Source organism: Corynebacterium callunae, from assembly GCF_046592015.1.
In the GTDB taxonomy this organism is placed as follows: Bacteria; Actinomycetota; Actinomycetes; order Mycobacteriales; family Mycobacteriaceae; genus Corynebacterium; species Corynebacterium callunae_A.
The window spans coordinates 127500-146408 of record NZ_JAWVOB010000007.1; the positions used below are offsets into that span (position 1 = coordinate 127500).

The following is an 18909-nucleotide window of genomic DNA, read 5'->3' on the forward strand; positions in this document are numbered from 1 at the left end:
AATAGCTCAACAAGGATTAGAAACAACAAAACCTCTATCTCCACCAGGGAAATAGAGGTCTGAAGCAGTGAATCTCAAAAAGCTTTAAGCCTTGAGATCAGCAAATTTATCAAGTTCAGCAGCCTTGAGCACCATCGGAAGATGGGCTACGCCGGTATCGGAATACTCAGGGCCACAGGCGCTGAAACCAAAGTCCTTATAAAAATCGACCAGTGGAACCTGGGCGGTAAGGACTACGTCGCGCTCAGGGTACTGCTCATAGGCGAGACGCAAAACATTGTGCATAAGCTCAGTGGCAAGTCCGGTGCCACGTTCGGCCTTGGTCACCGCTAGGCGGCCGAGTTGTGAGAGCGGGGCGGCGTCGTCAAGCTCCATCTTTACCCCGGTATAAGCAGAAAGTTCGGCAACGGTGGTGGGAATGAGTCGCGCACAGCCTTCCAATGTGGAAGGGAGGGATTCGTGGCGCTGCCAAGCCAGGATGTGATTGGTGGTAGGTGCAGCATCGATATCATCGATTTCCGCATACGGGGTGGCTTGCTCGTGTACGAAAATATCAACACGAAGCTTGTACAGCTTGTGTACCTCTAGGGAACTTAGTTCTAGAAGGTTGGAAACAGCGAAGTATCGGGTCATGAGAAAAGATTAGCCTGCCGCATGGCAATTCCCCCACTAAGTGAGCTATCTTTCACCGAATATTCACTAAGGACATACTCAAAAAGCACTGCATATCAGCTGATAGCAGTGCCTTTAAACAGGGGTTTTAGCTGTTCTGGGTGGAACGAGCGTGGTGAACCATCTCATCCCATTCCACGATCTTCTTGCGTTCGCGGCCTTCTGGCTCGCCAAGTGCGCGCTCAGCAGCATCGAGCAGGTGCCAACCATCCCAGGTGGTGTAGGCGATGTCGCGACCATCGAGGAAGCTGAGGATTGCTTCGGTCTCTGGCTGTGCAGGAGCAGGCAAGGTGCCGTTTTCGAAATCGGCAAGCAGCATCTCGGTGGTTTCCTTGGCGTCGGACTTGGTGTTGCCGATCAGGCCAATTGGTCCACGCTTGATCCAGCCGGTGGCGTAAAGGCCGGTGATTGGCTCGCCGGTTTCAGGATTGATTACGTGGCCGCCATCGTTAGGGATAACAGCGCGCTGTGCATCAAAAGGAACATCATTAACAGCATCGGAGCGGTAACCAACAGCGCGGTATACAGCCTGAACATCCCAGGTGGTGAACTCGCCGGTGCCGGTGACGCCGCCGTTGCCATCAAGCTGGGTGCGCTCGGTCTTGATGCCTACCACCTTGCCATCCTCGCCGAGGATCTCCACTGGGGACTCGAAGAAGTGGATAAAGAGCTTGTGTGGAGCACCCTTAGGATCGCGCATTGCGTACTGCTCGAGGGTCTGGCAGACCAGGTCCTGGGACTTGGACTCGCGGCGTGCGGTCTCAGAAGCTGCGTCATAGTCGATATCTTCAGGGTTAACCACAACTTCAATGGTGTCGGAGTGGTCAAGTTCCTTCAGCTCAAGTGGGGTGAACTTAGCCTGAGCAGGTCCGCGGCGTCCGAAAACGTGAACTTCCTTGGCTTGGTTCTTGGACAGGCTCTCATAAACATTGTCTGGGATTTCAGTAACCAGCAGCTCATCGCCGGTCTTTGCCAGAATACGAGCAACGTCCAATGCAACGTTGCCCACACCAATAACGGCTACCTTTTCAGCGGTCAGATCCCAGCTGCGTTCAAAGTTTGGGTTGCCGTCGTAGAAGCCCACAAATTCGCCAGCGCCATAGGAGCCTTCCAGGTCGGAGCCGGGAACGCGGAGATCCTGGTCGCCGGTAGCGCCGGTGGAGAACACAATTGCGTCATAGAACTCGCGCAGTTCTTCCACAGTGACGTCCTTGCCAATTTCCACGTTGCCGAGGAAACGGAGCTGCTCTTTATCCAAAACATTGTGCAGGGACTTAACAATGCCCTTAATGCGAGGATGGTCGGGAGCGACACCGTAGCGGATCAGACCAAAAGGTGCGGGCATACGCTCGAAAAGATCAATCTGAACATCCTGGCCAGACTTCATCAGGAGGTCAGATGCATAAATTCCAGCGGGGCCTGCGCCTACAACTGCGACGCGCAAAGTGCGAGACATAAAAAGTATTTTTCCTTATTCATGGTGAACGTGAATGAACGATTGAAAAAAGCTAAGGGTAGAGCTATCAACCCACTATGTTACGTGCTTAGTACAGACTAATAAAGATAGCGACGGGGTCGACTTGGCCACCTTGGGCATATAAAGGTGGCCTGGGTGTGCCGCACAGTGCACCGCCACAGCGGTGCGTAGGGGGTAAAATGCTTTTCGACGAGTGGAGAAACTTTGCAAAGACGGCTTCGCAACTTGTATAAGGCACGTTCTGTTTTTTGTTAATTTCTAGTTAGTGCAGCTCAGGACAAATTTTAAAAGTGCAGCTTGGCGCGGGGGAAGAAAAGTTTTCCAAGCCCACTGTGCAGGGCGAGTTAGAGCGCTAGAATATGTAAAGAATCACAACACTTCCCACAATGTGTTGAACCGCATATACCTGCACTGGAAGTTCGTCGAAGTTCAGGTGGAGCTAAGAAAGGCGACAAATGTCTGACACCCCAACCTCAGCCCTTATTACTACGGTTAACCGCAGCTTTGAAGGATTTGATCTCAACGCTTTGGCGGCAGATCTTGACGTGCGGCTTGTCCACCTGCCTGAAGAGGAATTAGAACTTTCCAAAGTCTTAAGCGCTGACCTCCTTGCAGCAGGTCCAGCTCTCATTGTAGGCGCGGGCAATACCTTTTTCGATGCGCAAGTAGCCGCAGCACTTGGAGTCCCGCTGCTGTTACTCGTCGACAAGCTTGGAAAGCATGTATCCCTGGCACGCGTGCAGGCGGGCAATGCCGGTGCGGTAGTCGCGGCGGCTTTTAGTGCTGATCAGCCTGCTCAGCCAGAGCGTTTGCGCAGCGCGGTGCGCAACAATGCTGACCTCGAGCCAGTTATGAGCGCTGAGCTTTTTGAAAACTGGCTGCTTAAGCGTGCACGCCAGGAACGTGCACACATTGTGCTGCCAGAGGGCGATGATGACCGCATTTTGATGGCAGCGCATCAGCTTTTGGAACAAGATATTTGTGAGCTCACCATTTTGGGTGACCCAGCGACCATCAATGAGCGCGCCACCGAGTTGGGGCTGCACCTCAAGACTGCCTATATTGTTAATCCACTAACTGACAAGAAGTTGGATGAGTACGCGCAGCAATTCTATGAGCTGCGTAAATCCAAGGGCATCACCTTGGAAGAGGCGCGTGAGACGCTTAAAGATATTTCCTATTACGGCACCATGATGGTTCACAATGGCGACGCCGATGGAATGGTTTCTGGCGCTGCACACACCACTGCCCACACCATTAAGCCCAGCTTCCAGATCATTAAGACTGTTCCCGAAGCTTCAGTGGTGTCCTCCATCTTCCTCATGGTTCTGCGCGACCGTTTGTGGGCTTTTGGTGACTGCGCCGTTAACCCCAACCCAACTGCTGCCCAGCTTGGTGAAATCGCCGTAGTATCTGCTAAAACCGCAGCTCAATTCGGTATCGATCCGCGCGTGGCCATCCTTTCTTATTCCACCGGCAACTCCGGCACCGGCCCAGATGTGGACCGCGCCATCGAGGCTTTGGCAGAGGCTAAGCGCCTTGACCCAGAGCTCAAAGTTGATGGCCCGCTGCAATTTGATGCCGCTGTTGACGCAGGTGTAGCGAAGAAGAAGATGCCTGATTCTGAGGTTGCGGGCCGTGCCAATGTCTTTATTTTCCCTGACCTTGAAGCCGGCAATATTGGCTACAAGACGGCCCAGCGTACCGGCCATGCACTTGCTGTCGGCCCAATTTTGCAGGGTTTGAATAAGCCCGTTAATGATCTTTCCCGTGGCGCCACCGTGCCAGATATCGTAAACACTGTTGCAATTACCGCTATTCAGGCAGGAGGGCGCTGATCATGGCCTTAGCATTGGTTCTTAACTCCGGATCCTCATCCATTAAATTTCAGCTGGTCAACCCTGAAGATCACGCCACCGACGAGCCTTTTGTATCGGGCTTGGTAGAGCAGATTGGTGAGCCAGTTGGTCGCATTGTGCTCAAAGTAGCTGGTGAAAAGCATGTGTTGGAAGCACCTATTCCAGATCACTCAGCTGGTTTGGAGCTTTCCTTCGAACTCATGGAAAAGCACAACTGTGGCCCCTCCCAGGTGGACATCGTTGCTGTGGGACACCGCGTGGTACACGGCGGAATCCTCTTCTCAGCGCCGGAACTTATTACCGATGAAATTGTGGAGATGATCCGCGATCTCATCCCGCTGGCACCACTGCACAACCCAGCCAATATTGATGGCATTGAGGTTGCCCGCAAGATCTTGCCTGACGTGCCACATGTTGCCGTTTTTGATACCGGCTTCTTCCACTCCCTGCCACCGGCTGCAGCACTTTATGCCATTAACAGTGAAGTGGCTGCTAAGTATGGTGTGCGCCGTTATGGTTTCCACGGCACTTCCCATGAGTATGTTTCCCAGCGCGCTGCGGAAATTTTGGATAAGCCTGCTAAGGACATCAATGTCATTACCTGCCACTTGGGCAATGGTGCCTCCATGGCTGCCGTTGAAGGCGGACGTGCAGTTGATACCTCCATGGGTATGACCCCACTAGCTGGCCTGGTCATGGGTACCCGTACCGGTGATATTGATCCGGGTGTGGTTTTCCACCTGGCTCGCAATGCTGGAATGAGCATTGATGAGATTGACAACCTGATGAATAAAAAGTCAGGTGTGAAGGGGCTTTCCGGAGTTAATGACTTCCGCGAACTGCGCCAAATGATTGAAGATGGCGATCAGGATGCCTGGAGTGCCTATAACGTTTACATCCACCAGCTGCGCCGTTACCTGGGCTCCTATATGATCGCTCTCGGTCGTGTGGACATTATCGTCTTCACCGCCGGTGTTGGCGAAAACGCTAAGTTTGTGCGCGCCGATGCCCTGGCTGATCTGGAAATGTATGGCATCAACATTGATCCCGAGCGCAATGACCTGCCTAATGATGGCCCACGTCTGATTTCTACTGACGACTCCAAAATTAAGGTTTATGTCATTCCAACCAATGAAGAGCTGGCAATTGCACGCTATGCCGTGAAATTCGCCTAAATAGCCTAAAAAGCTGCGTCATTTGAAATGCGATGGACCCGAGGTTTAAGGCCTCGGGTCCATTTCTTTATCGGTGGATTCAGTGATCTAGAACCAGGTCAGCGGGCGCACTGAATTTGCCATATCAACCAGCGCATAGCGGTGTTTAGCAAAAGGAGCTGAACGCGCTTGGAAACGCAGCGCCTCGGCAATTCCAGAACGCAAACCACGCTGGGAAAATGGATATTCAAAAAGCGGATTATCCGAGGCAGAGGCCTTTAGTTTGCTATCGCGCAGCCAAGACAAACCGGCAGATAGCACCGCAATTTTAATCTGGTTAAAGCGTGGCTCATTGGTCGGAATCTCCGAAAGTCGGCGGGCTGCACGGCGGATTCTGGATTCACTTAACTGGGAGCTCACCAGCAGCAAGATCGTGGTGAGTACTGCCATGCGGTGGTGTGTTGAGGATTGAGATAATTTATCCAAGGATTGCACCGCCATCTCAATTTGGTTTTCAGCCATAAGCTGGCGGGCTAGTCCAAAGGCAGAGGACACCGTGGTGGGGTTGGTTGCCCACACCAGAGCATAAAGACGCAGCGTATGGAAGCGCAGCACCTGTGGATCATGGGTGATATGGGACCAGGTATCACTAAGAGCTGCAAAGGCAGAAGGATCAAGATCCTCAAAGTCAGTGCCCAGAGTTGCGGTGGCAGTGGCGATCTCCGGGGTGAGGAGGGCGTTATTTTCCTCGCCCATTTGCTGCAACAGCAGCTCATCAACGGCAGCCATCGCCAGTTTGGGCGCTGCTTCGCCCGGGAGGATGTTTAGCACGGCATTGAAATAAACCTGTGCGCGCGGGTAGTCGTCGAGAAGCAAATGGGTGATGCCTGAAAACCACTGATGGCGCCAGTCATTGCCCAGCCGCTCTTCTAGGGTTTCTAGCCAGGCTCGCGCTTCGATGGTAAAGCCGAGGTCAAGCAGGGCGCGCACGACGCCGAGCGGGATTTCAATGGATTCGCGGTACTGCTCATCCTCCATGGCGTTGCGCAGGGTTTCCAAGATTTCCGAGGGCTCAGCATAGGAGGAACCTGAGAGCATGCGCGCGCCGGCGTCGGTACGGTCAATCAGTGGCACCGGCAGCGCCGAGACCACCTCGGGGGAGGTAATGCGGACTTGGCGCTCGATGCCGTCAATGAGTTTATCGGTGCGAAAAACCAGGTGTTTGGTGCCAAAGGTACTGCGCTGTGGGGAGAAAAGTGAGTGCTGAGCAGGGAATTGTCGGCCATCACGCACCGCTAAAATTTCACGCAGCACACCAAAGAGCTGGGTGCGCAGTTCCGCCACTGAGCTAAAACGTTTTTTGGGATCAGGTGAGGTAGCTCTTTGCAGCAGCCGGTAGAAAGACAGGTGGCGGCGCAGCAAAGGCACATCGCTGGGGGAGGGGATACCCGGTGCGAGGACGCCATCAACCACCGGCAATTTCATGGTCAGCGCAGCAAGGGTGCGACCAATGGTGAAAATATCGGAGGCAATGGAGGGGCCTTCGGTGGCAACTTCCGGCGCCTGGAAACCCTTGGTGCCATAGATATATCCAAAAGCGCCGATACCAGTGACGGCGCCGAGGTCAATAAGTTTAATTTGGTCCTCGGTGGCGATTACGTTCTCTGGCTTGAGATCGTTGTAGACCACGCCGCGTTGGTGTAGGTAGTCCATGGCTGGCAGTAGTTCAATGATGTAGCCAATGGCCAGATCAATGCTGAGCACGCCATCGGGTTCGGCCTTGCAGCGATCTTTAAGTGAAGGACCATTGACATATTCCATGACAATAAAGCCGCCGGGCACGCGGGGATCATCAATAAAGTTATAGGCCTTCACAATGCCGGGGTGGGTAATATCGGCCAAAAATTCGCGCTCAGCTTCGGCGGTGCCCTGATCCTGCACCGAAGTTTGGGACATCATGCCCTTAAGCACCACAATGCGGCCGGAGACATTTTTGTCATTAGCCAGGTAAATCCATCCCATACCACCGTGCGCGATAACACCGAGCACCTCATATTGCTCGGCCACAATATCGCCAGGGTTTAGCTGCGGGGGTTCGATACCCGGTTTGCGCTTAGCGCTGGGATCAATGAGCAGTTCATTTTCCGGGGTGGGCGTAATAAATGGCAATTCCACCATGCCATCGGCAACCAGTCGCGATTCCCGCTTAACACCGCGACGCTCGCGGAATAAAGAAATTGCTTGTCGACGGCTCCTCTCACTCGGGTCCACAGGCCGGCGGGGGCTTGCAGATGCGGCGGTGGCTGCGGTGGTAGCACTTGGAGTGGACGTGGTCGGATCAGTGCCGGGATCCGGGTTTTTAGGCTGAACTAATTGGCCATGGGTTTCGCGCAGATGGTCTAGGTCTCGCAGCAGATAATCGAGGCCTTCACCAGCAAAATCCTCGTCATCCTCGTCATCATCGGCAAAAGGATCAAATTTCACTGCTTCCGTGCCGGGAGTGCCCGCATTACCTCCATTGCCGAATTCATCTTCGTCGTCTTCGTCGGCAAATGGGTTATAAGGCACAGCTTCGGTGGCTGGTGAGCCTGCTTCATCATCAGCGAAGGGATCAAATTTCACAGCCTCAGTGGCAGGAGATTCCTGGATGGAAACCTGCGGATTATCCTGTTGTTCTTCCTGCGGTGATGGCTCATTGTGCTTGCGCATTTTGCTCACCTTCCTCCGATCGATATTGCAGTGGTGGGGGACCATAAGTGGCTAAATAAGGGCCAAACCAGGTATTAAACATTGTCCACCAGGTGGAATCCGAACGGATTCTTTCAATAGTGGAATTCACCTGCCGAATCAGGCCAGAGGAATCATTATCGGCAGTGGTGGGGGCTGCAGCTACACCATAGGACTCAGTGGAAAGCGATAGCGACAAAATATGGGTATAGGGATCTTGGGCTGCAATGCCGGAGAGAATGGCGTCATCTCCCAAAATCACCTGGGCTTGGTGCTGTTGCAGGGCCATCAGGCAATCAGACCAATTGCGGGTTTTAAGAATCGGTGATGCTGGCGCTATTGCACGAGCTCTTTGCAAAGCGGTGGAACCCTCGGTCACACAAATAGTTTGTCCCGCTAGATCAGCGATTCCAGAAATCCCGGAGGAATCCATTGTTAAAAGGCGGGTCTGGGTGCGGAAATAAGGTGTGGAGAACTCCGCTTGCTTAGCGCGTTCTGAGGTAATAGCTACAGAGCGAATGACAATATCTACGTCACCTCGCTCCAGTGCGCGGAAACGATCAGTGGTATCAACAAAGCGGAAATCGACGCGGTTGGGATCGCCAAAAATATCTCGGGCAATCTCGCGGGCTAATTCCACCTCAAAACCACGCAGCTCACCGGTGACGGGATCGCGGAAACTCAGTAGGTTTTGGGATTGATCCACACCGACAATAATTCGGCCCCGCTTAAAGATAGTGGGGATGCGCTCCTCGGGAGTTAGCTCATCTGGCCGCAGTGAGCCCTCCCAATTGAAGTCAGAATCCATAAAAGGGGATACCGAACCGGCTTCCTCAAGTTCTGCTTCGGGTGGCAAAGGTGGACCTGCATCTGGGTTGAGCGCTGTGAGTGTTTCTGTTTCTTCAACTGGTTGTTCAGCACAGGACGCTAATAGTGTTGCGCATAAAACTCCAGCACAAATGGCCAGGGGTGCGCGGCCGGGGAACTTTGAAGCACCACGGGAATTGCGGGAGCTGCGGAATGTAGCCATGTTATAAGTACTCCTGCAGCCGGGGGCGAATACCAAGCCACAAAGCTAGCACCGAAGCAATCGACATGATGAGCACCATAATCGATACCAAGGCAGTAGCCTCAAGTCCGCTCTTAATATATGCACGCATGGAGGCACGGGAACCGGTAATCAACTCAGCCAATGCTGCATCGAGATCATCAAAGCTGGTTTGACCAGCTCCATCAGTTCCTAATACGGTGCCCACCGCATCGTTGTAATTTCCGGAAGATAGCTGCGCGGTAAAACGATCATGCTCGCTAGTCCACTCGGCCAAGGAGTTGCGTGTCGCCGTAATCATTTCCTGGTGCTCAGGGGTTTGAGATTGTGCCGTGGTTTCATATTCATCCAAAGCCTTTTTAATCTGATTACTGGTGGCATTAAAGCCAGTAGCACTACCTTGGATGGATTGCCTGCGCACCAGTGAAAGGGTCTCGGTGGTGCGGGTTTGCTGGGCATAAATACGAGCAGTGGTCATGGAATTAAGCGGACCGGAGGCTTCCTCAAAGCCCTTAGTTCCAGCCTGCCAGGTAGCCCAGTTAGCGGCAGATACCCAGAGGGTAGCCGTGAGCATCAGCACCGTGGCAAAGGCAAAACCCTTATTAATACGCCTGCGAGTTTTACGCATTAACCACCACTGCGCCACCAACAACATCAAAATCGCAGCTAATAGCCCAGAGAGTGGAATCCATTGTGGTCGGCTTACTGTTTCTTGCTGATCAGCCACATTTCTACTGGTCAGGGTATAAAGCTCAGAGGCCTTGGGCAGAATATCATTGCGCATCATGGCACTTGCCTCAGCCATATACGCCACACTGACAGGGTTTCCAGCGCGGTTATTGGTGCGTGCGGTTTCCACCAGGCCGGTATATACGGGCAGCTGGCGCTGGATCTCCAACACCAACTCCATGAGGTGTTCATCGGAGGAATCCGTGGACACGGCAGTGTGAGTAGCAGCAATGGTCGCGCGATCAATGGCGGTGTTGTATCTGACCCGGTTAGTCGGGCTTTCCACACCAGCTTGGACAAAACCAGTGGTGGCGGTGGTGTCTGCTACCGACAGCGAGGTATAAAGCACGTGTGCGTTATAAGAGACCGGCTCGGCATTGGTAATTAGCTCATCAAGGCGCGCCTGGCGGGAATCAGAGGATACTGACATGGCATAACCTGCAGCCATGATTGCTAAGGAAATGACCACTGTCATCAGCGTGATTTTGCCTGGGGAGGTGGTGATAAAACCCCACGCTTTGCGCATCACAAAAAGTGGCTGTCCAAAGCTTTCCTGGATAATCGCATTGATAATGCCACGCTTGGTAGACATCTTGGTGGTGATGGGATCAAGCCAATGATCGGGCTCCTCATCCGCATCCTCCGCGCCATCTACGGAGCTATCCGCAGAATTAGCTGAAGCAGCTTTATCAATATCGTAATCACCTTGGGCCGCTCGCGGGTTTTTACGCGCTGGAATGGGCGTAGGTGGCAAAAGGTTTTCGGTGGAGCCTCGCCGTTTTGGCTTATCGCTTTCATTAGCCACAATAACTGGCTGGGCCTTTTCATCCGGTGTGAGCATGCCGGAGCCGTGAGCGTCATGTGTTGAGCTTGACACTTGTGTGTGCTCCCCATTTCCATCCCGGGTCATTGTTTTAGAATAGCGTGCCTCCACCCCCTGTGAAAGTAGTGAGCAACTTCAATGAATTCCAACACTGTGACTTAGTCCCAAAAGTGCAAAAATTACAAAATGGTCGTGGTTTCTAGCATATTGTGGACGATATGAAGGGTGATGGCGATGGTTGGGCTGCAGGCCCTAATGGCGCAGCAATGTGGGGTAAAAACGGAGCTGCCGGAATTCTACTTTTAGCAGCTCCAGCCGGGGCGGAATTGAACTCATGGTCGCTGCTGATGCAGCACCGCGCACACTGGACCAATAATGGCGGAACCTGGGCACTTCCGGGCGGCGCTCGCGACTCCCATGAAACAGTTGAAGATGCAGCCTTGCGCGAAGCCGAGGAAGAAACCGGTATCAAAGCAAGCGACGTAGAGATCCTTAAGTCTTTTGTCACTGCTGGCCCATTCCCCAAGGATCCGCAGCGCCCTGAGCTGCCAGGGGAGTGGAGCTACACCACAGTTATTGCGCGCACTGTTGACGGCCAGGAATTACCCACCACCGCTAATAACGAATCCCTAGAACTGCGCTGGGTTCCACTGTCAGAGGTAGATTCCATGCCACTGATGCCAGCCTTTGAAAAAGCTTGGCCTAAGCTGCGTGATCTCTTAGGCGAGCTAGCTATGACACACTAGGTAAATGATCAATGTTGTAGACCTCAGCAAAGAGTACGGTCAGGTCCGCGCAATTGATGGACTGAGCTTTGATGTGCAGCCCGGAATTGTGACAGGTTTCCTCGGTCCTAATGGCGCTGGCAAATCCACCACTATGCGCTGCATGTTGGGCCTGGATACTCCGACCTCAGGCAGCGCCACCATCGATGGCCAGCCTTATCGTCAATTAAAAAATCCTCTCACCAAGGTTGGTGCTTTGCTTGATGCCAAAGCCACCCACCCCAATCGCGCCGCCAAAGACCACCTCAAATGGATCGCCCAGGCTAATGGCATTTCCACCAAAAGAGTGGATGAGGTCCTGGAACTGGTGGGGCTAAGCGCGGTAGCTAAGAAAAAGACCGGTGGCTTTTCCCTCGGCATGGGCCAACGCCTCGGGCTTGCAACCGCACTTCTGGGCAATCCGGAATATCTCATTTTGGACGAGCCGGTTAATGGCTTGGACCCTGAAGGCATTCACTGGGTTCGTACCCTGCTGCAGAACCTAGCGGCACAGGGTCGCACTGTGCTCATTAGCTCGCACCTCTTATCTGAGATGGCTCAAACCGCAGAACACCTCATTGTGATTGGGCGTGGCAAATTGGTGGCAGATATGCCGATGGCTGAATTTATTCGCAGTCACTCCGCCACCACCGTGCGCGTGCGCACCCTGGAACCAGCTGAACTAGCGGTAACCCTCAAGCGCGCCGGGATCACCTTCAGCCAAGAGCTTGATGATCTCAACCGCCCCAGCTTTGTCATCCCCGATGTCAGCTCTGATGAGGTGGGCAAACTTGCCTTTGAAAATCACATTGCCCTTTTGGAATTGGCGGAACACCGCGCCTCGCTGGAAGAAGCCTTCTTGCAAACCACTGGAGACGCAGTGCAATATCAGGCCACCACCATGAATAACACCCAGCTAGAAGGGGACAAATAAATGCTCAATACTCTTCGTTCTGAGTGGACCAAGCTCACCACCACCAAATCTTTTATCTGGACTACCCTTTTAGTGCTGGTCTTTAGTCTGGGCTATGCAGCACTCATGGGTTCCTTGGCCACCGGCGAAAGCCTGGCCACAATCTTCTTGTTGGCCGGAAGCACAGTCTCTGGACTCTATTTGCTGGGATTTTTGGTCATGATGATCCAAGCCATCATGGTCTACACCACGGAGTTCCGTTTTGGTTTCCAGCAGCAGACTTTCCTTGCAACCCCTAAAAGGTGGCAGGTAGCAGTGGCTAAATGGCTGCTTTACCTGGTCATCGCCGTGGTGCTCACTTTCATCACCGCGATCTTGTGTTTTTATGTGGCCAAGGCTTTTGCCTCTGATGCCGCAAGTTCCACATTGGTGGTGTGGGAAGATCCCCAAGCCCGCCGAATTATGTGGCAATATCCCCTGGCAGCTGCGTTGTTGGTAACTTTTTGCTCTGGCATCGCACTGCTTTTGCGCCATACGGCAGGCGCCGTAGCAGTAGTTTTGGTGTGGTACTTTGCACTGGAAAGCTTGCTCTCTCTACTGCCTCGCATTGGTGAGTTTGTTGCCAAATACGGGCCATTTAGCAATTTTAATGCCTTCATCACTGACTACCAGTCCGCTGATCCTGGCTGGTCCGCAGCCCAAGGTGGAATCTATTTCGGCGCGTGGGCAGTGGTGCTCTTTATCCTCGGCATTGTCATGCTTGAAAAACGCGACGCTTAAAGCAAAATCACAAAAGAGATGAGAAAATGAGAAAATTTTTCCAAGTTGATGTCTTTGGAAATCAGCCCCTAATGGGCAATCCACTGGCAGTTTTTACTGCGGCTGATGACCTCAGCGAAGCGCACATGGCAGCCATCGCGCGTTGGACTAATCTCTCGGAAACCACATTTTTGCTTACTCCCACCACCGCGGAAGCCGATTACCGTGTCCGCATTTTCACTCCCACCGGAGAGCTTCCCTTCGCCGGCCACCCTACGCTCGGCAGCGCGCACGCTTTCCTCGAAAATGGCGGCACACCCCGCCACGAGGGAGTAGTTATCCAGGAATGCACCGCTGGTTTGGTGCGCGTGCGCACCGCGGAAACCTTGGCCTTTGAGGCTCCACCAACTATCAAAAAAGGACCGCTTCTCGACGCCCACCTGCAGCGCCTGTGCAGCGCCCTAGGGGTGTCACCGCAGGATGTCATCGGCCATCAGTGGGTGGATAATGGCCCCGGTTGGGTCGTGCTGGAGCTTAAATCGGCAGATGCAGTGCTCGCCGTTGAACCGGATTTTTCCACCTACCCCGAGGCTAAAGTGGGTTTATTAGGAGCTTATCCAGCAGGTTCTCCTGCAGCCTTTGAAGTTCGTGCATTCGCCCCAGGCATTGGGGAGGATCCGGTAACCGGCAGCCTTAATGCTTCGATTGCTCAGTGGTTGCAGCGTGAAGGCCGTGCCGGTGCTGGTTATTTGGCAACCCAAGGACAAAAACTGCAGCGAGCTGGGGAAATAACAATCACTATTGAAGATGAAACGGTATGGGTGGGTGGAAGCACCCGCACTATTTTCCGGGGCGAAGCCGAGCTTTAGCTCAGCGCGTAGACCGCTAATACCAGTGCTGGTAGGGCGATATACAGCCCAAAGATGATGATGAGAGTTTTGGTATAACTGCGCGAAGCAATTCGCGCAGTGGCGGAAGAAAGCCTAATTAGCTGCCGGGAAAGCTGTGGAATACACAGCACCACGGCAGCACCCACCACGTTCATAATGGTGTGAACAAAAGCTGCCTGCATGGCAAATTCACTCAAACTACCCATGATTGCCAAGGTGGCGAAAAGGGCGGTGAAGGTGGTGCCCACGTTCGCACCCAGGATTACTCCCAAAACGGGGCGTCGTTTCACTGTTCCGGACACTGCCACCGGCTGCATGAATGCCACGGTCACCGAGGAAGCTGTCACCATAAAGGTGAAGATCAGACCCATAAAGAAGCTGACAAAGGAGGAGCGAGCAGTAGCCCGTGAATTACCACTGGAGTTGATGAGCTTATCGATAATAGAGGTGGCCGTCGCTGCGGTAATGGTGCGGATTTGAGCACTCATCACTCGCACTGCCACCAGAATGAACAAAGTGCCAAGTCCCAGGCAAATCAGCACTGCTAGGTTATGGTTTCCGATCTTGCCAATTAGGCCGTTCATGCCAATTGCTTGGATAAACGGGTGCAAAATCTTGGTGATAATTTCACTGGTGGGAAGTACACCAGGGGCGTCATTGGCTACTTCGGCAGCCAAATATCCACTCATGGAACGCAGCGGATGGAAGAGGACTTCCGCGATAAAAAATATGATGGCGGTAATGATGTTGAACCAGGAGTGCATTGCTGCGGAAGTAAAGGCTTTTTTAAAATCCCGGCGTTCGCCAACATAAGAAAAGGCCACCAACATTGCGGTGATGGACGTTCCAATGTTGGCGCCAATAATGAGGGGAATCGCCACCGATACGGAGATAATTCCGGAGCCCACGGCGGTGACCGCTAGGGTAGTGGTGGTTGATGATGATTGAACCAGCGCCGTTGCTAGCACACCAATGGCCAGGCCAACAAGCGGATCCTCCGCAAATTGGTACATGCGGTTTACCGTTGAGGTGCCAGCAGCAGAGACACCATCAAGAATGAGATTAATGCCTAGGGTGATGGCAAAAATCGCCACAATTACTAAAAGCCAACGGACCAGTTTGCCCCGTCCAGATAACAAAACCTGGTCTTGGCCCGCGGCTATGTTTTTAGGATTGATGGGATGAAAGGTGCCCGGTAAGAAAGCAGCAGCCGGCCCCTGATTCGTGGGAATTGGGGGCGGTAGGGTGCGACGCGGATGCTGGACAAATTCAAAGCTGCTAGCCACGCAGCGACCCTCCCTTCGCGTTAAAAAATAATTGGAAAAATTTATCGTGAGGGGCAAACTTATTGCAATCGCTCGCGAAGATTTGCCTTAATCTTATATTGCATTTGGGTAAACAAACCAATAACAAAGTATTGATAGTGCTCACGGTGCTTAATAGGCCTAGCTCTAATGATCATTTTTCGTTGATAGATAGCACCATCAAGATTAGTCTAAGTCCATAAAATGCTACCAAGCCACTTTTCAAACCTGAGGGAACCCACCGCAGATCATGAAAACACCACAACAATTAAGCACCCCGCTTATCTGGGGATTAGCCTTGCTGTCCGCCAGCCCGGCGCTCTCCACCGATATGTATCTGCCCGCCATGCCGGGAATTGCAGCAGATCTCAACACCACCACTCCCATGGTGCAGTTGACTCTTTCGGCATTTATGGCGGGTATGGCTATTGGTCAGCTCATCATTGGTCCCATTTCAGATCAATTGGGCCGTAAAGGCCTGTTGGTGGGTGGAGCAGCAGCTGCGCTGATTGCTAGTGTGCTGTGCGCGGTGGCGCCGTCGATAAGCGTTCTTATTTTGGCCCGAGTCCTGCAGGGACTTGGTGGCGGTGCCTGCGTGGTGATTGCGCGCGCGATTGTGCCAGATCTGGCGCGCGGTAAAAAGGCAGCTCAGGCCTTTGCGCTATTGATGATTATTCAGGGTGTGGCGCCGGTTTTGGCTCCGCTTTTTGGTGGTGTGCTGGTGGAATATGTGGGCTGGCGCGGCATTTTTTGGGCGCTGGCGCTGATTAATGTGGTGCAGCTGGGCGTGGTGGTTTTTGGGATTCGCGAATCCCAACCGGTGGAGGAACGCAGTGCGGCAGGTTTGCGCGGGATGCTGGCCAACTACGCATTTGTGCTGGGTAATAGGCAATTTTTGGCCTATACGCTAACGCTGGCCTTTGCCTTTGGTGCGCTTTTTTCTTATATTTCGGCCTCGCCTTTTGTTATTCAAACGCAGATGGGGCTTTCGGTGGGGATGTTCTCCATTATTTTCGGCGTTAATGCCTGTGGTTTGATCCTGGGCGGCATGCTTAATCGTCGTTTGCTGCAAAGGGTGCACGCCCATATTGTGATGCGCACGGTTTTGTTGAGTTTGGTCGTTTTGGGGGCATTCCTGCTGGTGGAGGTGCTCTTTATTCAGTGGACGCCACTATTTTTGCTACTGCTCTTCTTATTGATGTCCCATATCCCGATGATTATGGCCAATGCCACCGCACTTGGTACTGAGGTGGTGCGTGAGCGCGCAGGTTCGGGATCGGCAATTTTGGGATTTACCCAATTTTCCATGGCTGCGGTGGTGAGCCCGCTGGTGGGCTTGGGCTCTGATAAAGCGCTGACCATGGCTCTAATGATGACCCTGTGTGCCTGCTGCGCGCTGGGCTTTGCCTACCTGGCGGGCCGCAAAGGCCTGCCCACCATGGCCTAAAAGGGTTATTGCAGCGCTGGGTTATTGCAGCGCGGAGGTCAGACGCATGACATTATCCACATAGCGCCGGCCCCAGCTGCGTTGATTCCACTTATCCAAGGTGAGGCGAATGCTCTTTTCTAGGTACTGAGTGGTGAGCCGGTTTAGATCTTGAATGAGATTTCCCTTGGCAATCATCATGGAGACCTCATAGTTCAGGCCAAAACTACGCATATCCAGGTTGGAGGAGCCCACCACGCCCAAAGGCTCCAATTGAGGCTCTAGTGGATCCTCGGAAATATCGGGGTCTGCCAGCACAAACTTGGAGTGCAGCACTGTGGGCTTGGGGAATTGATAAATATGGACCCCGGCCTCCAGCAGGCTTTGATAATAAGAGGACTGTGCGTGGTCCACAGTGAATTGATCGGCTTGTTCAGAGACCAATAGTTCCACCCGCACTCCGCGATAACACGCTGAGGTCACCGCCTCGAGCAGGGATTCATCGGGGATGAAGTAGGGGCTGCACAATACCAGGCGTTTTTTGGCATGGTGCACGATGGAATTAAACATGCGCAGGTTGGGCTCAGTGGTGTATCCCGGGCCAGAGGGCACAATCTGCACCAGGTTGGTCTGAGATTTTTGGTCAGTATTGGGGGTAAATTCGTGTGCCTCTTGATGGTCGCGGATATCTAAGGCTTCATTGGATTCCACAAACCAGTCACCGGCGAAGGTCATTTCCATGGAGGAGACAATCGGGCCGGACATCTCCACCATGACATCCGTCCATTCGCGGCCGATTTTCACATTGCGGCGCATCAAATAGCTACGATCAATCATATTTTGGGAGCCAATAAACCCGGTGTGACCATCAATAATGAGCATTTTGCGGTGATTGCGTAGATCTGGGCGACGGAAACGGCGACGCCAAGGCTGCAGCGGCAGCATGAGGTACCAATCAATGCCCATGGCTGTGAGCTGCTTTTTTAGTTTGTGATAGCCGGGGTATTTCCAGCTGCCCACATGATCAAAGAGCAAGCGCACCTTCACTCCGCGCTTGACGGCGCGTTCCAAGGATTCATAAAAAGGCTGGGTGAGTGGGCTCCACGCCATAATGTAGATTTCCACATGCACATAGTCCTTGGCCTCATCTACGGCTGCGGTCATGCGGTTGAGGGTTTCCCGATAATCGGAGTACACCCCGCAGTTAATTCCAGTTACCGCAGGCATGCTGGTCAAACGCCTATTAAGACGAATTACAGAGCGCAGCTCCGGGGAAAGCTCCATACCATCTGGAACATCGGGAACATCTTCGTGGACGTTTTCAATGAGGTCATTAACCTCTGTTTGAATGCGGTGGCGGCGCCGGTTGATATAGGGCGAACCCATCAATAGGAAGAGCGGCAATCCGAGGAAAGGAATTAACAAAATTGCCAGCAGCCATGCCGTTGAGGAACTGGGGCGACGCCCCTCTGGAACATATCCAATAGCCAGGACTTTAATGGAATAATCGATGATCAAACCAATGGTTTGCCACAGTTCCAGATTTACCTCAAAAGACATGCAATCACACCGAATAATCCACAATCACCGGAGCATGGTCAGAGGCTTGTTCCCCCGCACGCTCCTCAACATCAACAAAGGTATTTCCAGCCTGTGCTGCCAATGCTGGGCTTGCAAGTTGGAAATCAATGCGCATACCCTCACCTTTAAGAAAACGCGCACCCTTATAGTCCCAATAGGTATAGGTACCAGGGCCGGGAGTGGTTTCCTTTAAGCCAGCCTCCAACAGGGATTCAAAAGCTGCGCGCTCTGGCTCGGTGACATGGGTTTTACCCTCAAAGGCAGCTACATCCCACACATCCAGATCGGTGGGGGCAATGTTGAAATCGCCCAGCAGCACCATTTTTTCTTCAGGTTTTTCAGCCAGAGTATCTACAACATAATTGCGCAGCGCAAAAAGCCAACGCAATTTGTAGTCATAGTGCGGATCGGCAATTTCGCGGCCATTGGGCACATAAAGGCTCCATACCTGCACACCACCGCAGCGCGCACCAATGGCACGCGCCTCGATTGCTTGCTCCTTGGTGATGTCCTTATTAAAACCAGGTTGCGCAGGGAAATGAGTCTGCACATCGGTGATGCCCACGCGGGAAATGATGGCCACACCATTCCACTGATTTAACCCAAAATGGGCCACCTCATAACCAATTTCCGTGAAACGCTCAAAGGGAAATTGCGCATCTTTACACTTGGTTTCCTGCACTGCCAGCACGTCAACATCATGGCGAAGTAAAAAGTCGACCATCCGGTCCACACGGGTGCGGGCTGAGTTGACGTTCCAATTAACAATGCGCATGTCTTATA

The 18909-nt window shown here is 53.0% G+C and carries 15 protein-coding genes; 7 read left to right on the forward strand and 8 right to left on the reverse strand.

Annotated elements, in window-relative coordinates; all coding sequences use genetic code 11:
* Nucleotides 1-84: 84 nt before the first annotated feature.
* Nucleotides 85-633, reverse strand: a complete 549-nt coding sequence (locus SFC07_RS09310) for a GNAT family N-acetyltransferase (RefSeq protein WP_411207966.1) — start codon at nucleotides 631-633, stop codon at nucleotides 85-87.
* Nucleotides 634-760: 127 nt separating this feature from the next.
* Nucleotides 761-2128, reverse strand: a complete 1368-nt coding sequence (locus SFC07_RS09315) for an FAD-dependent oxidoreductase (protein ID WP_411207967.1) — start codon at nucleotides 2126-2128, stop codon at nucleotides 761-763.
* A 476-nt stretch (nucleotides 2129-2604) separates the two neighbouring features.
* Between SFC07_RS09315 and pta the strand changes: the two genes are divergently transcribed.
* Nucleotides 2605-3987: a phosphate acetyltransferase gene (gene pta / locus SFC07_RS09320; protein WP_411207968.1), complete on the forward strand. Its 1383-nt coding sequence runs from the start codon at nucleotides 2605-2607 to the stop codon at nucleotides 3985-3987.
* 2 nt (nucleotides 3988-3989) lie between these two features.
* Complete coding sequence (locus tag SFC07_RS09325; RefSeq protein WP_411207969.1) at nucleotides 3990-5183, forward strand: acetate kinase; 1194 nt, start codon at nucleotides 3990-3992, stop codon at nucleotides 5181-5183.
* Nucleotides 5184-5270: 87 nt separating this feature from the next.
* Here the strand turns inward: SFC07_RS09325 and SFC07_RS09330 are convergent, their stop codons facing one another.
* The 3 genes from SFC07_RS09330 to SFC07_RS09340 are packed head-to-tail and all read right to left on the reverse strand — an operon-like array spanning nucleotide 5271 to nucleotide 10543.
* Entirely contained in the window at nucleotides 5271-7871 is a 2601-nt protein-coding gene (locus SFC07_RS09330; protein ID WP_411207970.1) for a tetratricopeptide repeat protein, read from the reverse strand.
* Nucleotides 7855-8919 (reverse strand): glutamate ABC transporter substrate-binding protein, encoded by a 1065-nt coding sequence (locus SFC07_RS09335; RefSeq protein WP_411207971.1) that lies wholly within the window; start codon nucleotides 8917-8919, stop codon nucleotides 7855-7857. The genes SFC07_RS09330 and SFC07_RS09335 overlap by 17 nt, the downstream gene beginning before the upstream one ends.
* A 1-nt stretch (nucleotide 8920) precedes the next feature.
* Nucleotides 8921-10543 carry a hypothetical protein gene (locus tag SFC07_RS09340; RefSeq protein WP_411207972.1) on the reverse strand — a complete coding sequence of 541 codons (1623 nt, stop codon included), beginning with the start codon at nucleotides 10541-10543 and terminating at the stop codon, nucleotides 8921-8923.
* A gap of 164 nt (nucleotides 10544-10707) precedes the next feature.
* Here SFC07_RS09340 and SFC07_RS09345 point away from each other — a divergent pair, with 164 nt between their 5' ends.
* From SFC07_RS09345 to SFC07_RS09360, 4 genes are read left to right on the forward strand one after another with little or no spacing between them, the layout of a single operon-like run.
* Nucleotides 10708-11235, forward strand: coding sequence for an NUDIX domain-containing protein (locus SFC07_RS09345; protein ID WP_411207973.1), 528 nt, complete (start codon nucleotides 10708-10710; stop codon nucleotides 11233-11235).
* Between the two features lie 4 nt (nucleotides 11236-11239).
* Entirely contained in the window at nucleotides 11240-12187 is a 948-nt protein-coding gene (locus SFC07_RS09350) for an ABC transporter ATP-binding protein (protein ID WP_411207974.1), read from the forward strand.
* Nucleotides 12188-12946 (forward strand): multidrug ABC transporter permease, encoded by a 759-nt coding sequence (locus tag SFC07_RS09355; RefSeq protein WP_411207976.1) that lies wholly within the window; start codon nucleotides 12188-12190, stop codon nucleotides 12944-12946.
* 26 nt (nucleotides 12947-12972) lie between these two features.
* Complete coding sequence (locus SFC07_RS09360) at nucleotides 12973-13794, forward strand: PhzF family phenazine biosynthesis protein (RefSeq protein WP_411207977.1); 822 nt, start codon at nucleotides 12973-12975, stop codon at nucleotides 13792-13794.
* On the opposite strand, the gene SFC07_RS09365 is transcribed toward SFC07_RS09360, so the two are convergent.
* A complete protein-coding gene (locus SFC07_RS09365) occupies nucleotides 13791-15101 on the reverse strand; it encodes a Na/Pi symporter (protein WP_411207978.1) in 1311 nt (436 codons plus the stop codon). The genes SFC07_RS09360 and SFC07_RS09365 overlap by 4 nt on opposite strands.
* A 268-nt stretch (nucleotides 15102-15369) precedes the next feature.
* Here SFC07_RS09365 and SFC07_RS09370 point away from each other — a divergent pair, with 268 nt between their 5' ends.
* Nucleotides 15370-16566, forward strand: a complete 1197-nt coding sequence (locus SFC07_RS09370) for a multidrug effflux MFS transporter (RefSeq protein WP_411207979.1) — start codon at nucleotides 15370-15372, stop codon at nucleotides 16564-16566.
* Nucleotides 16567-16587: 21 nt separating this feature from the next.
* On the opposite strand, the gene cls is transcribed toward SFC07_RS09370, so the two are convergent.
* Together cls and SFC07_RS09380 are read right to left on the reverse strand one after the other, a co-directional pair.
* A complete protein-coding gene (gene cls, locus SFC07_RS09375; protein ID WP_411207980.1) occupies nucleotides 16588-18105 on the reverse strand; it encodes a cardiolipin synthase in 1518 nt (505 codons plus the stop codon).
* Nucleotides 18106-18109: 4 nt separating this feature from the next.
* The gene (locus tag SFC07_RS09380; RefSeq protein ID WP_411207981.1) at nucleotides 18110-18901 is read right to left on the reverse strand and encodes an exodeoxyribonuclease III; all 792 of its coding nucleotides are present in this window, start codon (nucleotides 18899-18901) and stop codon (nucleotides 18110-18112) included.
* Nucleotides 18902-18909: the final 8 nt, after the last annotated feature.